The sequence below is a fragment of the Endozoicomonas sp. genome, from assembly GCF_051008435.1.
GTDB lineage: Bacteria > Pseudomonadota > Gammaproteobacteria > Pseudomonadales > Endozoicomonadaceae > Endozoicomonas_A.
In genome coordinates, this window is record NZ_JBPCXO010000108.1 from 19,345 (window position 1) to 33,724 (window position 14,380).

12 protein-coding genes are annotated in these 14,380 nt (G+C 47.9%); 6 read left to right on the forward strand and 6 right to left on the reverse strand.

Annotated features, from left to right (window positions below):
- Positions 1-20 precede the first annotated feature (20 nt).
- Together narL and ACR2PX_RS05045 are read right to left on the reverse strand one after the other, a co-directional pair.
- A complete protein-coding gene (narL, locus tag ACR2PX_RS05040) occupies positions 21-656 on the reverse strand; it encodes a two-component system response regulator NarL (RefSeq protein WP_433998283.1) in 636 nt (211 codons plus the stop codon).
- Positions 657-664: 8 nt separating this feature from the next.
- Complete coding sequence (locus ACR2PX_RS05045) at positions 665-2,425, reverse strand: histidine kinase (RefSeq protein WP_433998271.1); 1,761 nt, start codon at positions 2,423-2,425, stop codon at positions 665-667.
- 375 nt (positions 2,426-2,800) lie between these two features.
- Here ACR2PX_RS05045 and napF point away from each other — a divergent pair, with 375 nt between their 5' ends.
- The 5 genes from napF to ACR2PX_RS05070 all read left to right on the forward strand — a co-directional run bounded on the left by napF (position 2,801) and on the right by ACR2PX_RS05070 (position 7,477).
- Positions 2,801-3,382, forward strand: a complete 582-nt coding sequence (gene napF, locus ACR2PX_RS05050; protein ID WP_433998272.1) for a ferredoxin-type protein NapF — start codon at positions 2,801-2,803, stop codon at positions 3,380-3,382.
- On the forward strand, positions 3,360-3,629 hold the full coding sequence (locus tag ACR2PX_RS05055) for a chaperone NapD (protein WP_433998273.1): 270 nt from the start codon (positions 3,360-3,362) through the stop codon (positions 3,627-3,629). The genes napF and ACR2PX_RS05055 overlap by 23 nt, the downstream gene beginning before the upstream one ends.
- Before the next feature lie 137 nt (positions 3,630-3,766).
- Positions 3,767-6,271 (forward strand): nitrate reductase catalytic subunit NapA, encoded by a 2,505-nt coding sequence (gene napA, locus ACR2PX_RS05060; protein WP_433998274.1) that lies wholly within the window; start codon positions 3,767-3,769, stop codon positions 6,269-6,271.
- A gap of 125 nt (positions 6,272-6,396) precedes the next feature.
- A complete protein-coding gene (locus tag ACR2PX_RS05065) occupies positions 6,397-6,849 on the forward strand; it encodes a nitrate reductase cytochrome c-type subunit (RefSeq protein ID WP_433998275.1) in 453 nt (150 codons plus the stop codon).
- A gap of 16 nt (positions 6,850-6,865) precedes the next feature.
- On the forward strand, positions 6,866-7,477 hold the full coding sequence (locus ACR2PX_RS05070; RefSeq protein ID WP_433998276.1) for a NapC/NirT family cytochrome c: 612 nt from the start codon (positions 6,866-6,868) through the stop codon (positions 7,475-7,477).
- A 135-nt stretch (positions 7,478-7,612) separates the two neighbouring features.
- On the opposite strand, the gene ACR2PX_RS05075 is transcribed toward ACR2PX_RS05070, so the two are convergent.
- The 4 genes from ACR2PX_RS05075 to ACR2PX_RS05090 form a co-directional block, all read right to left on the reverse strand.
- Complete coding sequence (locus ACR2PX_RS05075; RefSeq protein WP_433998277.1) at positions 7,613-8,128, reverse strand: rhodanese-like domain-containing protein; 516 nt, start codon at positions 8,126-8,128, stop codon at positions 7,613-7,615.
- Positions 8,129-8,562: 434 nt separating this feature from the next.
- The gene (locus ACR2PX_RS05080; RefSeq protein WP_433998278.1) at positions 8,563-9,309 is read right to left on the reverse strand and encodes an RNA polymerase sigma factor FliA; all 747 of its coding nucleotides are present in this window, start codon (positions 9,307-9,309) and stop codon (positions 8,563-8,565) included.
- Between the two features lie 2 nt (positions 9,310-9,311).
- Positions 9,312-10,121, reverse strand: a complete 810-nt coding sequence (locus tag ACR2PX_RS05085) for a MinD/ParA family ATP-binding protein (RefSeq protein WP_433998279.1) — start codon at positions 10,119-10,121, stop codon at positions 9,312-9,314.
- A gap of 867 nt (positions 10,122-10,988) precedes the next feature.
- Positions 10,989-12,446, reverse strand: coding sequence for a sigma-54 dependent transcriptional regulator (locus ACR2PX_RS05090; protein ID WP_433998280.1), 1,458 nt, complete (start codon positions 12,444-12,446; stop codon positions 10,989-10,991).
- Positions 12,447-12,863: 417 nt separating this feature from the next.
- Between ACR2PX_RS05090 and ACR2PX_RS05095 the strand changes: the two genes are divergently transcribed.
- The gene (locus ACR2PX_RS05095) at positions 12,864-14,210 is read left to right on the forward strand and encodes a hypothetical protein (RefSeq protein ID WP_433998281.1); all 1,347 of its coding nucleotides are present in this window, start codon (positions 12,864-12,866) and stop codon (positions 14,208-14,210) included.
- Positions 14,211-14,380 lie beyond the last annotated feature (170 nt).

Genomic DNA, 14,380 nt, shown 5'->3' on the forward strand with positions numbered 1-14,380 from the left:
ACAGAAAAAAGTGCTGAGTATTATCTTCGGCTATTGACCCACCAGACAGCCGCTTCTACTCGTGAACGAAAGTCCAATTTTCGCAGCATACGCTTTACGTGAACCTTCACCGTGCCTTCGCTGATATTCATTTTTCGGGCAATCATCTTATTGGCATCGCCTTCAGCAATGAACTGAAGCACTTCCCTCTCTTTAGGTGTCAGCAGATCAATTTTACTGGTCTGATGAGTGTCAGGCCTGAGAACAGAGGCCAGCACTTCTGCCAGTCGATCGTCTACGGCCAACTTACCCATGGCAGCCTGGGAAATCTCGCTAAGCAACTCTTCCGGCTCCATATCCTTGAGAAGATAGCCGTCTGCGCCAGCCCGAAACATGGCAGCAACATCGTCCTTGTGTTCTGAAACGGTCAAGGCTACGACCCGCGAAGCTATGCCGTTCGCACGCATGGCCTTGAGCGTTTCCAGCCCGTCCATGCCTTTCATATTCAAGTCCAGCAGAATCAGATCCGGCTCAAGCTCAATGGCCAGTTTCAATCCAGTGGCTCCGTCACCCGCCTCGGCAACGACTTTTAAACCTTCTTCTTCATCAATTAACTGAGCCAAACCTTTGCGTAGCAATGGATGGTCATCAATCAATAAAATACTTGTGTCGTTCATCATTCCCCTCATACCGATGAAAACTCAAGACGCACCCGTGCGCCTCCATAACCGGAGGTTTCAAAATAGAGTTGGCCTCCAAGGCTTTCTGCCCTCTCCTGCATTATGGTGGTCCCATAATGGCCAGGTGTCGTGATATCCTCACTGAAGCCATTGCCATCATCATCGACCAATACCTGGACTTTTCCGGGTCCAACCTGCTCGCAGACAACAGTCGCTTTTGTCGCCCCGGAATGCTGGATCACATTGACCAGCCCCTCACGGACAATCTGCAGAACATGAATCTGATGATGAGCGTCGAGATGACAGAACCGCAAACGATTGTCCAGATTGAATTGAACGCTGTCATCCCGCTTACCATATTCTTCCATGGTCTGCTGTAATGCTTCCTCAAGACTGCCGGAAGACATACTCAACCGGAAAGTATTCAAAAGCTCCCGAAGCTGCCAGTAAGCATTATTCACCCCTTCACGGATTTCTTCGACAATGGAATGTACGGACTCTTCCGCTTCCATTCTCGTCAGGACTCTCTTCAACCGGGCAACCTGGATTTTCTGATAAGACAGAGCTTGCGCCAGTGAATCATGCAGCTCTCTGGCAATGACCGCTCGCTCTTCCATTAACAGCAGTCGTCTTTCCTGCGTCTGGTAGCCACTGCGGTAGAGAGAGGAAGAGACAATATCACTGAACGTCCTCAACCATTGTCGGCTTTCTTCTGTTAATGCCTGACCACTGTGAAGTGAGATATGAAGATAACCATACCCCTGATCATTCTGACTCAGTGGAAACTGGACATCGGATGTGGGTGCTCTGACACATCCTTCACACTGACCTATATTGCAGACGTCATTATAGGTGTCACTTTGAGGAAAGATTCTCTGCAGCCTCATGCTCCCGGCATTACCTGTCAGACAGACATAAGCACTTCCAAGTCCCAGTAGCACTTTCCATCTTTCCAGTAACAGCATCAACTGATCCTCATCATAGGGATTCATGCCGAGGGTCTGGGAAGATTCATACAATAATTTCAGGGCCGTATTAGCCTGTTCCAAAGATCGGGTTTGCCTGGAGACCTGAGCCTCCAGATTACCATAGAGATGGGACAAGCTATCAGCCATGGCAGAGAACGTCTCTGTCAGCTGCCCCATTTCGTTGGCATCCCGATATTCAAGCCGAAGATGGTCAAACTCCCCACGACGAACTTTTTTGGCGGCTTTACTGAGCTGCTCAACCGGTTTGATCAAATTCAACCGGATGTATCGAATCGTCAAAGCACCAATGGCAAGAATGGAACACAGCGAAAATATTGCCAGAATGACCAGCCAGTGCAGTTTTTGCTCGGTATTCAACTGCAATGAATTGACCAGGTCGTCCAGACGGTCAACAAAACCCGGTACTTTCTCTGAGAATTCATGCCACCTGACTTCATCACTCAGCAAAGGGCGCATTTCACTGCGCCACTCACCCACCAGTGCCAGATAACGATTTCCGATGATGTCGGTTCTTTCTGCGAGATGTTCCAGTGTTGGGCTGGCAAGACTTCGGTCATAAGTCTTGATCAACTGCCACAACCGATCTTTGTCTGTTCCTGGAGAGCTGACCTGGTCCGCCAGACGCCACGCCTGCATTCTCAGAGACCCGGCCACATTAATGGCCGCTGCATCACTTTCTGTCGTAGCCGCAAACCACAATGAGCCGCTGACACTCAGCAAGCCTAAAAAACAAGTGGTGATAATAGCGGCAAGCGCCTTGTATCGAATCGGCTTCAACAACATTCACCTTAAATAAAAAAGCCAAACGGAAATGAATTCAAATTAAGTTTCACTCTAAACCATCTACTGGGTTCAAGAGTTTAAAAGCAGTCCATTCCCATAAAAAAACAGCGTTCTTCACAACTACCCCTAAAGACCCGTACCTTCTGCAAAACCAATACACACCATATCCGCACCGCACCGCTGAGCCCACGATTCAGTAAACCTTCGCAGAACCACTACTCCCAAAGAGGTAGATCGACTTTACCCCCTGCTGACAAATGCTTGGGGAGGGGCTTTTTTGTACGTTCATCCTCATTAAGATAAGCCTGAACAAAGACGGAAAGAGCTTGTTACATCACTCAGATTCCCTGCCAAGAAGGTCACAACGCCATGAGTCAACAGGTAGATCTTGACCGCCGTCGGTTATTTACCGGGAAGTTTTTCTCATCCTCCAGGGTGACGAAACATCCTTCCACTCGCTCAGGGCTGACCCAGCCAGGCAGAAACGTCGAGCCTCCTGTTCGCCCACCCTGGAGTTTGCAGGAATCGTTATTCACTGACCTTTGCACACGCTGTGGCGAGTGTATTGCTGTTTGCGAAACAGGATTACTGGTTCAGGGATCCGGAGGCTTTCCTGAAGCCGATTTCAGGAAAGCCAGCTGCTCTTTCTGTCATGCCTGCGAAGAGGCCTGCCCATCAGGGGCAATTCGCCAGCATAGCGAGACCCCCTGGAAACTGAAACCCGTGATTTCCGATCAATGCCTGGCCTTGAATCAAGTACATTGCCGTACCTGTTCAGAGATGTGCGAACCCACAGCGATTGAGTTCCGGTTTCAAACCGGCGGTGTAGCAGAGCCTGCCATTGATTCAGACCCATGCACAGCTTGTGGAGACTGCGTTTCCTCCTGCCCTGTGGATGCAATTGCCATGACAGCCAGAGAAACCGCCAATGGCCATACAGAAACCACATGACACTGAAACGATGCACTACAGCATTTCCGGACTGTCCGTTCAGACCCATCCAGATCGGATGGTGGATGTAAAAGAGCGTCTTCACAAACTGCCTGGCGTTGAAGTCCATATTACCGAGGCTTCAGGAAAGATGGTGGTGACGGTTGAAGAGCAACCCGGTGAACGCACCATGGTCGACACCATGACCCAAGTCAGCCAGGTGGAAGGCGTGATCTCCACTGCCCTGGTGTACACCCACCAGGAATAACACAACACAAAAAGATACGTCATCCCGGTTTGAATCACAGACCGGAATAGACAGCCATGAGTAAGGCCATCATTGCATCTCCCCAGAGAGATAAATGGTTTTCATGGTAAATAGTTTAAAGACCCAGGAATAGAGCCATGAAACAGAGTCGCCGTGACTTTATCAAGAGCAGTGCCGTAGCCGCCACTGCCGCAGCAGCAGGCGTCAGTATGAACGCTGCTGCTACCAACCTGATCACCAGCAGCAAAGACACCGAAATCAAATGGGATAAAGCGCCCTGCCGGTTCTGCGGTACGGGCTGTTCTGTTCTGGTGGGTACACAGCATGGTCGTGTAGTAGCCACTCAGGCTGACCCTGAAGCTCCCGTTAACAAAGGTTTGAACTGCATCAAAGGCTACTTCCTGTCAAAGATCATGTACGGCAAGGATCGTCTTGAAACCCCCCTGCTGAGAATGAAAGACGGCCAGTTCGACAAAGAAGGCGATTTCACCCCGATTTCCTGGGATCAGGCTTTCGACATCATGGCCCAGAAGTGGAAAGCCGCGATGGCCAAGACCCGTAACTCTGACGACATGCCTCCTGTAGGCATGTTCGGCTCAGGTCAGTGGACGGTCTGGGAAGGTTATGCTGCCTCCAAATTGATGAAGGCCGGATTCCGTTCTAATCACATTGATCCCAACGCACGACACTGTATGGCTTCTGCGGTAGTCGGATTCATGCGTACCTTTGGTATCGATGAGCCCATGGGTTGCTATGACGATTTTGAACATGCCGACGCCTTTGTTCTCTGGGGCTCCAACATGGCGGAGATGCACCCGGTGCTCTGGTCAAGACTGGCAGATCGTCGACTATCTCACCCCCATGTAAAAGTGGCGGTAATGTCTACCTACAAGCATCGCTCCTTCGAACTGGCTGATCAGTCCATCATCTTCAGTCCACAGTCTGACCTGGCCATTGGTAACTACATTGCCAACTACATCATCCAGAATGGCAAGGTCAATCAGGACTTCGTCAAGAAGCACACCGTTTTCCGCAAAGGTGTCACTGACATCGGCTATGGTCTGCGCCCTGATCACGAACTGGAGAAGAAAGCCAAGAACCCCGGGAATGGCGGTGCCACTCCTCTCGACTTTGACGGCTTTGCAAAGTTTGTCAGCGAATACACAGCAGAAAAAGTCTCCAAGCTGTCCGGTGTTTCTGAAGAGCAGCTGGAAGAACTGGCAAAACTGTACGCTGATCCAAACACCAAGGTAATGTCTCTCTGGACCATGGGCGTAAACCAGCACACGCGCGGTGTGTGGATGAATAACATCATCTACAACCTGCACCTGCTGACCGGAAAGATTTCCCAACCCGGTAACAGCCCCTTCTCTTTGACTGGCCAGCCTTCTGCCTGCGGTACAGCAAGAGAAGTAGGTACCTTCGCTCACCGTCTGCCTGCCGACATGGTCGTAGCCAACAAAGCTCATCGCGACTATGCCGAAAAAGTCTGGAAGCTGCCTGAAGGCACCATTCCTGCAAAAGTTGGCTTCCACGCAGTACTCCAAAACCGGATGCTGAAAGACGGCAAACTGAATGCCTACTGGGTGATGTGTAATAACAATGCCCAGACAGCCCCGAATATCAACCATGAAACACTGCCAGGCTACAGAAACCCTGACAATTTCATTGTGGTTTCTGATCCTTACCCGACCCTGACTGGCCAGATTGGCGACCTCATTTTACCCACCGCCATGTGGGTAGAAAAAGAAGGTGCCTACGGCAACGCAGAGCGTCGTACCCAGTTCTGGTATCAGCAGGTGAAAGCTCCGGCTGAAGCCAAGTCTGACCTCTGGCAGCTGATGGAATTCTCCAAACGCTTCAAGGTAGAAGAAGTCTGGTCTGATGCCCTGCTAGCCAAACACCCTGAATATCGTGGCAAGACCCTGTTCGATGTGCTTTACGCCAACGGTCAGGTCGATCAGTTCAAACTGGACGAAATTCCAGAAGATCGACTGAACGACGATGCTCGCGCATTTGGATTTTATACACAGAAAGGTCTGTTTGAAGAATACGCCACCTTCGGTCGCGGTAAAGCACACGACCTGGCGGAGTTTGATCGTTATCACAAGGAGCGAGGCCTGCGCTGGCCTGTCGTTGATGGCAAGGAGACCCTATGGCGCTTCAAGGAAGGTTCAGATCCTTATGCCAAAGCGGACAGCGACTTTGACTTCTATGGCAAACCAGAAGGCAAGGCCTGGATTTTTGCACTGCCTTATGAACCACCTCATGAAGCACCCGACGAAGAGTTTGACCTCTGGCTCTCCACGGGGCGAGTGCTTGAGCACTGGCACTCTGGCTCTATGACTCGTCGGGTACCTGAACTCTATCGCGCCTATCCAGACGCTCAACTCTTCATGCATCCGGATGATGCTGCGGCCAGGGGACTTCGTCGTGGCGACGAAATCAAAGTGACTTCCCGTTATGGCGAACTTCGTACCCGGGTTGAAACCAAGGGCCGCAATCGTCCACCCAAAGGACTGACATTCATGCCGTTCTTTGATGCCAGTCAGCTGACCAACAAGCTGTTACTGGATGCCACCGATCCGCTCTCCAAAGAGACTGACTTCAAGAAAACCGCTGTCAAGGTTTCCAAAGTCTGAAATCGGGAAGCAGGAAGTGTCCGGGAGCGACTGGACACTTCATCTGGCATTCAACTGCCATGAATCTGAAATGCAGCTCCTTACGCCTCATTGAAGCTGCATTGCTCAAAAAATGGATACAACCCATGAACAAAATGATGAGTGCTCTGCTGGCCTTAGCCATCAGTCTGCCTGCCTTCGCAGAAGTGGTCACCACCAACGAAATAGGTGGACTGGAATCACTTAGAAAAGAAGAAGTCAGTATCGAACCTCAGGCTGAATACATGAAGCAGGATAAGGAAGGTCCCGCTATGGGACGTGACTTCGTGGATATACCCCCACTGGTTCCACACTCTGTTGATCGTTACCAGGTTGATAAAAATGCCAACAGTTGTCTGCGTTGCCACAGCATGAAAAATGCAGACAAATGGGGGGCTACAAAAATTGCTGTTTCCCATTACAACAACCGTGATGGTGAGCAGCTGGCTGATGTGGCCCCTAACCGGTATTTCTGTCTGACGTGCCATGTACCGCAGAAAGATGCCAAGCCCCTGAAGGAAAACACCTTCGAACCTGTTGAGTCTCTGAAGAAGCACTGATTAAGGAAAGCCGATTATGAACAAAGTGCTACTACTTCATAAAGCGCTCTGGCAGCTCGCAAAACAGCTCTGGCAGTTCTTGCGTCGACCCAGTGCCAAGCTGTCTGCGGGTCTACTTCTGGTTGTTGGCTTTATTGCCGCTCTGGTCCTTCACGGCTCTTACAATGCCACTATGGAATACACCAGTACTCTGGAATTCTGCTCCAGCTGTCACACCAATGATGTTGTTCCGGAATACCAGGAGAGCGTCCACTTCAGCAACGCTTCCGGAGTCCAGGCTGACTGTGCCAGCTGCCACCTGCCCAAGGAGTTTGTGCCGAAAATGACTCGGAAGGTTCAAGCAAGCAGAGAAGTCTTTGCGCACTTTACCGGCAAAGTGGATACGCCTGAGAAGTTTGATGCCCACCGAAGGGAAATGGCTGAGCGGGAATGGGCCAGGATGGAAGCCAATGACTCCCAGGAATGTCGCAACTGTCATACCCAGGAATCTATGGAACTGTCTGAGCAATCACTTCTCGCGGTCAAAAACCATACGGCTGCAGAGAAGAACGGAGAAACCTGTATCCAGTGTCATAAGGGGATTGCCCATAAGCTGCCCGACATGACCGGGGTCCCAGGCTGGGAGTAATTTCCAGCCACATCCTTTTATTCGCTGCACGGTCACGGCTCCCGTGTCCTTACTGTTGTGCAGTAAGAGGATACAAATTGTCTATGACCATAAAAAAAGGCGTCGAATGACGCCTTTCTTATATCTGAGACGGACTCATTGCTTTTGCATGGCGGAGAATGTCTGCAGATCACTCATATCTTCAATGGATTTCTTTTCTGGCTTCCTGCTAACTACTTCTTCCTCTGCTCCCAGATCTGAGTGCAGCGTTACTGGATAATCCAGAGCAAGCCAGGAAAAATAACCATCCCTGAAAAAGAAGACTCGCTTATATCCCCAGAGCGCCGCAAGGTAACTCGCGATCGCTCCCCTCATGTGATAGGTGCTGTTGCCATAGATGACGATTGGCGTCTTTTTATCCAGAGTACCCGGCATAAACAGCTGTCTGAAGCCCGCCCTGAGATCCAGACTGTGAGATCGTTCAATACGTCCCCACTCCCACTGCCGAAAAGGCCTTACATCAATAAACAGCGCACCCAGCTCGTGAAGACGCTTGGCCTGGTGAGTGTTGATGGTAACGACATTTTTGATATTGACTGGCGCTTCCTGAGCAGACAGGAAACAGGAGACCAGGGTCAGGAAACACCCTGCAAGGTAAGAATTCCATTTCATATTAATACAGGTCCGTTATAAAACTACTTAATAAAAAAGTATATGGAGTATGGACCTGCGCACTTGGAACAATAGGAAGCAAAAAGCATTCTGCTCACAGCAACAGAGCATATAGAATGAAAAATTGCCGCTTACTCTACAAATCGTTCATTCCAGCCACAGGATTTGGAGAAACAATGACCTTGGATAGAAACAAAAATACTTATTACAGAGCCTGGGGGCCCTATAATCGAGAGTCCCTGAGGGATCACCGGAAAACTGACCGAGAATCGCACTCGAGCTTAACGTTCAGTAGAACAAATCAGACTTGCCACTGGATTTTTACAAATAGATAAACTATTCAATCGACTTCAGTGGCACTTTCCGGGACCGCTCATGGCTGCGGCGCTCTTTCTGGATTTTAAGCCGAGCTGTCTATTCTCGAACCGTCTTCCCTACCCCAACCAGTGGGTTAGCTTGGCCCTTAATCTGACGGCTGCCTGAGAGTGAATCTGGCTGACTCTGGACTCACTGACACCCAGAACCTTACCAATTTCCTTTAGATTCATCTCTTCATCGTAATAGAGCATCAGGACCAGCTTTTCACGCTCGGGTAACTTCTCAATAGCTTCTACAAGGGCAAACTTGAACTTCTCTTCCTGAATATCGGCTGATGGTCCACGATCTCCAGAACGGGCCTGCATTCTGGACTCTTCACTGTCGAACAATTCTTCAAAACTGAACAGTCGGCAACCACGGAGATCACTGAGAATGGTGTAGAACTCATCCAGGTTAACTTCCAGCTCCTTCGCTACCTCAAAATCACGAGCGTCTCTACCTAAACGGGCTTCTACCTTTTGAATCGCTTCGGTGACTTTACGACTGTTTCTGTAGACGGATCTTGGACCCCAGTCGCCCTTACGGATCTCATCCAGCATCGCACCACGGATACGAATGCCAGCAAATGTTTCAAAACTGGCACCTTTAGTAGCATCGTACTTTGAGGCGGCTTCCAGCAGACCAATCATGCCTGATTGAACCAGGTCATCAATCTGCACACTGGCAGGCATTCTTGCCGCCAGATGATTCGCAATTCTTTTTACCAGGGCCTTGTGAGTTTCAACCATCTCGGTCTGAAACACTTTCTTGCTCTTTTCCTGACTGGCGTTAGTTGCCTGCACTCCCTGTGCTGTAGCATCCATGCTTATACCCTCTCTTTTATTCTTGTTGGTAAAAAGAACTCAATACGACCTCTTGGTGGTGTCACGGGTAATGCCATCATTTGATGAGCAATACGTGAAATAGCTTTAGAAGCCCGGCAATCAGGACTGGCTTCCAAAAGGGCCTTCTGATGGGTTAGCGATTCTGCGACAGCCTTGTCGAATGGAATCGCCCCCATATAACGGAGAATAATTTCGACTTCATCACTTAAATGGGATTGCAATCTCTCAAACTGGTTGGAACCATACCGACGATTATTAACTGCATTCACAATCACACCAAAGCGACGGACCCCGTATATTCGGTAGAGCACCCGGATCATCCTCACTGCATCCAGCAATGACAGAATTTCCTGGTTGATCACGATCAGAATTTCACCTGCAGCCTGGATAAGCGCAACATTATCAGGAGCCAGCCCCGGGGCTGTATCAATGACGAGAGTATCCAGAGTGGGCGCCAGTGATTCCAGGCTCTCTATCATTCGAACAGCATGACCGGTTTCAACGGTCTCTCTCCAGATAGGTTCCCCCCTGGGCGACAGCACCTTCAAACCAGAAGGCCCTTCCTGGGTGAAACTGGTAAAAGCTTCATTGGCTTTGAAGTGAGTAACGTCCAACTGCTTCTCAAGCCCAAGACTGATTCCAACATCAGGAACAGCAAGATTTCCATCCATTAGGACTACACGTCTTCCGTTGTTTGCAAGAGCCAGTGCAAGATTGACTGCAATCAGTGTTTTACCTACTCCACCTTTACACCCCGCAACTGCAATAATCTGTTTTGTTGATGAGTTCATGGCTTTCAGCTTCTTCTCAGTTGTTGCTTTATTAGAGCTACGGCATAAGACCTGGAATCGAAAAATGCTTTTTCTTTTTTACTGCCCTGTACCTTATTAGTTACAAGAGCCGTGCCAATTTTTTAAAATGCCTGTTTTTCAGGCGCAGCCAGCGCTTTGACGTGACATCATTTTGACCAGGTCGCAAAAAATACTTATAACTCACTGTTTTTATTGATATTTATTTTTATCGGTCGATTTTCTGTCACGTTACTTTTTTGACAGAGTCAAGATCACTGTCAGTAAAAAGACATCAAATGTCGTTTCATTGAAAAGTGAAAAGATAGTTATTTGACACTGTCATTTTATAGTGACGAATTACTGTCGTACGAAAATTTTTAAGAAGACAAAAAACGTTATTTATTTGACCCAATCAATCTCTAGTTTAGAAAACTTAAAAAACGACAAAATAAAGACAATTTTTAAAAATTGAAAATTTCACTTACCTGACAACAATAAGCGTCAAATAAATTTAAGTTTTCTTACTATTTGACGAATAGAAAATCCGCCCATTTTTCATAAACAACCATGAGCTAATAAAAATATTTCGCGCCACTATCGAGTATGTAAAATGGCCAGGAAAAATATTATTCACGGTAAAAAAAGAAAGACAGCTTTCAAATAAAATATGAATCGCTTTTAAATTTTGAAGAACACAGATACGCCATCGTTTACTTTTTAAAAAATAAACGATGGCGTCATTAAGCCAGGATTCACTCTGGGGAAGGAAAACAACTGAAAAAAAAATGGCTATCAGTGAATTCTGATAGCCATTTTTTTATTTTGACTTTTTGATCGCCAGGGGCGATCAAAAAGTCTATCTATTGCTCAGCGCATGGTTTCTTCATAGCGGTGAAGACCGTACTTCCTCATTTTTTCAACCAGGGTCGTACGACGGATCTGGAGTTTGTCAGCAGCTCTGGCCACCACACTGTTGCAGTCACTCAGAGCCTGCTGAATCAGACTTTTTTCCAGTCGGGTCAAAAATTCCTTCAAATTCAGCCCACCTACAGGAAGAATCGCCAAATCATCGACTTTTCCTGTTCCTGCCGGTTGAATGCTGTCGGGGAATAACTCGGCTACACCGTCATCATCAGAAATAGCATCCATATGACGGAAGTTCTGTGGTAAATCCTGAACACCCACCACTCCGTATGGGTACATGATGGCCAGTCTTTCCAGCAGATTAGACATTTCCCTGACGTTACCCGGCCAGTCATGGCGGCAGAGCGACATAATGCCAGCTGAACTCAGACGAATAGAACCACGACTTTGTTTTTCCATGGCACTGACCAGCTCATTGAGAATCAGCGGAATATCTTCCGGACGATCTCTGAGGGCAGGCATTTCAATGGGGAATACATTCAGTCGGTAATACAGATCTTCTCTGAACTCACCGGACTCAATCATTTCTGAAAGATTTTTGTGAGTAGCCGCTATGATTCTGACATCCACAGCAATCTGCTCGGAACCACCCACTCTTTCTATGGTTCGTTCCTGCAATACTCTCAGCAACTTCACCTGCATATGCAGGGGCATATCACCGATTTCGTCCAGGAATAATGTACCACCCTGTGCCAGCTCAAACCGTCCCTTTCTGGTATTGACCGCCCCAGTAAAAGAACCTTTTTCGTGGCCAAACAGTTCACTTTCCAACAACTCATTAGGAATAGCGCCACAGTTTACCGGCACAAAAGGCATGTCCCGGCGATGTGAGTGATCGTGCAGATTTCGGGCCACCAGTTCCTTGCCGGTTCCTGACTCGCCGGTCACCATGACATTAACATCACGGTTGGCCACCTGAGCCATAGAAGCCCGAACTTTGCGGACCTTGTCACTTTTACCCACCAGCCCACGAAACAGTTCTACCTGCTGATTCATACCGGTCTGGTGAAGTTGACGCCACTGTTCACGATAGACCTGGCCATAATGCAAGCACGAAAGCAATTGCGAACGATTGCAAGGCCAGTCAACGCGGGCAATGATCTGTCTACGAAGTGAGGATTGAAGGTTTTCCGGAAGGGGTTCAGCGATACGGATGACGGGAACCCCGCCACTCCAGTTCTGAATGCGGGCAATCATGCCCTGCATTGAACTTTCTGCCTGGAGAAAATCCCCAAGAAAAAGTGCACAGAAACCGTCTTTGTCGGATTCCCTGATGGCATCTTCCCAGTAAGCAGAACTGACCGCTCTGGTACGATACCCCATGAATTCAATAATGGTACTTAGATCATGTCGGCGCTGTTGAGAGTCTTCAATGATCAATACCTGATCTGCTGTATCCATTGTAACGACTTTTCCTTGTCATCAAAGCAATGAAAATAGACAGCCTGAAATAATATGAATCGCAATAAGCAAACTCTTATTAATTCAGTTAAGGTCTAAAATCCTATTTCGTCAAATTTCTCCGTCACTTTAATTCTTTTTTTGATTTTTTTATAAAATATGACGTGAATTAACCATACGAATTGTTTATTTACTGGAAAACTCAGAAGTTCTGATCAACACCAATCAATCTCCTCTGGTTTTAACGCATTTTCAGTGACACTTTGATGAACTCATAAGAAAGAACCAGTCTCTAAAAACAAAATTTACATTAACATTCTGCTCCACTGTTTCGATGCAGCCAGGAACAACGCTTTCTTCTTAGAGAGCCTATAACAGCTGCTATCACCCTCTTTCTGAGCAATTAAGGATGTTATTATGAACTCCAGAAAGCTTTACAGGCTTGTTCTGGTTCTTTGTCTGATGTTCTTTCAAACAACCCTTGCTGTCAGCATGCCTGACTCACGAATAGCTCCTTACCTTGATATAGGTATCCATAAAAACGATATCGAGTACTTCATCCAGTGCAATATTTCAGCAGTCACAGTGGATACTTACCGGGGTAAAGGCGTTAGAAACCGGATCGATATTGCCCTGCTCGATAAAGCCGGTATTTCAGCCGCATTAGCAGCGGATTATCGCCAGGACTACCCTCTGGATGCAGAGGACATCACTGACTATGTAAAAGCAGGGATCACACCCAGCCAATTGGAAAAGTACTCAGAACATGGCCTCTTCATTGCAGATCAGGTTTTGTCCCTCATCAAAGAACACATTCCTCCTGAATATGCAGCAATGCTGCAGAATGCCCACATTTTCGCTTATCCGGTTCAAGCCGTAAAAGCATTGCTGGATAATGGTTTTCCCTTTGAAACAGCACTTCTTTACAGTCGCTCTGTCAAGAATGCCGAAGAGTTGAATCACCTCTACATTTCCGGATTAACGCCCGCTCAGCTTTATTCAGCCCTTCTTGCAGGGTTTACAGCTCAAGAGGCCGTTGGTCTCGCGCAGCATGGTATTGCAGCTGAAGACTTTTCACGCAGAATCACTCAAGAAAATACCTGTACTCTTTATCCTCCCGCCAGTATCAGATTCGTGCAGCTTGAAGCGTTGATCGAATACCAGCCTGTTCAGGAAACTCTCCCCGTTCCCATCAAACTCTTTGCACAGCTGCACACTACTTTTAGTGAGGATGACTCCTTCCCCCTATCACCTGAAGATAAAGCCTCAATAACCCGGCAGATCCAGAAATATCTGAAAGGTATGAAAGATCCGTCCACTTATGATCTCATTCATTTAGCCTCAGATATTGTCTCGGATCGCATGAAATATGCCGACGTGGATACTCAACCTGAACTCAAAGCGCTGTTTCCAGCCCATTGCTCCCTTAACCGGTTCTGGCAATATGGACTGGGAGACTGTGATAAATTCGCGGCTTTAACCAGTGTTGTTTTCTCACTACTCAAGCAGCACTTTCCAGAAACATTGCGAAATGTCTACATGACCAACGCTTTGTTTAAGGAGCGAAAAGATCACGAATGGAACTCTCTGGTGATTGTTGATTATGATCATTTAATCATGACTTACCTGGATACCACTGACTATCAGAGTCATCTGGACAAGGTTCATCGCTTTAAACAAGCTTCGCCTCTGAACGCCCTGGATGGCGAGCACTTCAACCAACAACAGTTTTTGCAGCACTATCAGCAGAAACTCTGTCAGTGATCCCCAAGAAAAGCAGGTCAGGGAAGATCTGACATGAGAAATGATATTTATCGGTTGAGCGTAAAACCCCGTACTTTGAGTGCGGGGATGTAAGCTCGTCGGCGATAGCCGACTAATGCGGTGTTCTCTGCTGCTGAACGTACTGTTTGATGACTTCTATAGGAGCGCCA

Coding starts and splice junctions, on each gene's coding strand:
- narL (WP_433998283.1), bottom strand. CDS start 656: ATGAACGACACAAGTATTTTATTGATTGATGACCATCCATTGCTACGC.
- napF (WP_433998272.1), top strand. CDS start 2,801: ATGAGTCAACAGGTAGATCTTGACCGCCGTCGGTTATTTACCGGGAAG.
- ACR2PX_RS05055 (WP_433998273.1), top strand. CDS start 3,360: ATGGCCATACAGAAACCACATGACACTGAAACGATGCACTACAGCATT.
- napA (WP_433998274.1), top strand. CDS start 3,767: ATGAAACAGAGTCGCCGTGACTTTATCAAGAGCAGTGCCGTAGCCGCC.
- ACR2PX_RS05065 (WP_433998275.1), top strand. CDS start 6,397: ATGAACAAAATGATGAGTGCTCTGCTGGCCTTAGCCATCAGTCTGCCT.
- ACR2PX_RS05070 (WP_433998276.1), top strand. CDS start 6,866: ATGAACAAAGTGCTACTACTTCATAAAGCGCTCTGGCAGCTCGCAAAA.
- ACR2PX_RS05075 (WP_433998277.1), bottom strand. CDS start 8,128: ATGAAATGGAATTCTTACCTTGCAGGGTGTTTCCTGACCCTGGTCTCC.
- ACR2PX_RS05080 (WP_433998278.1), bottom strand. CDS start 9,309: ATGGATGCTACAGCACAGGGAGTGCAGGCAACTAACGCCAGTCAGGAA.
- ACR2PX_RS05085 (WP_433998279.1), bottom strand. CDS start 10,121: ATGAACTCATCAACAAAACAGATTATTGCAGTTGCGGGGTGTAAAGGT.
- ACR2PX_RS05090 (WP_433998280.1), bottom strand. CDS start 12,446: ATGGATACAGCAGATCAGGTATTGATCATTGAAGACTCTCAACAGCGC.
- ACR2PX_RS05095 (WP_433998281.1), top strand. CDS start 12,864: ATGAACTCCAGAAAGCTTTACAGGCTTGTTCTGGTTCTTTGTCTGATG.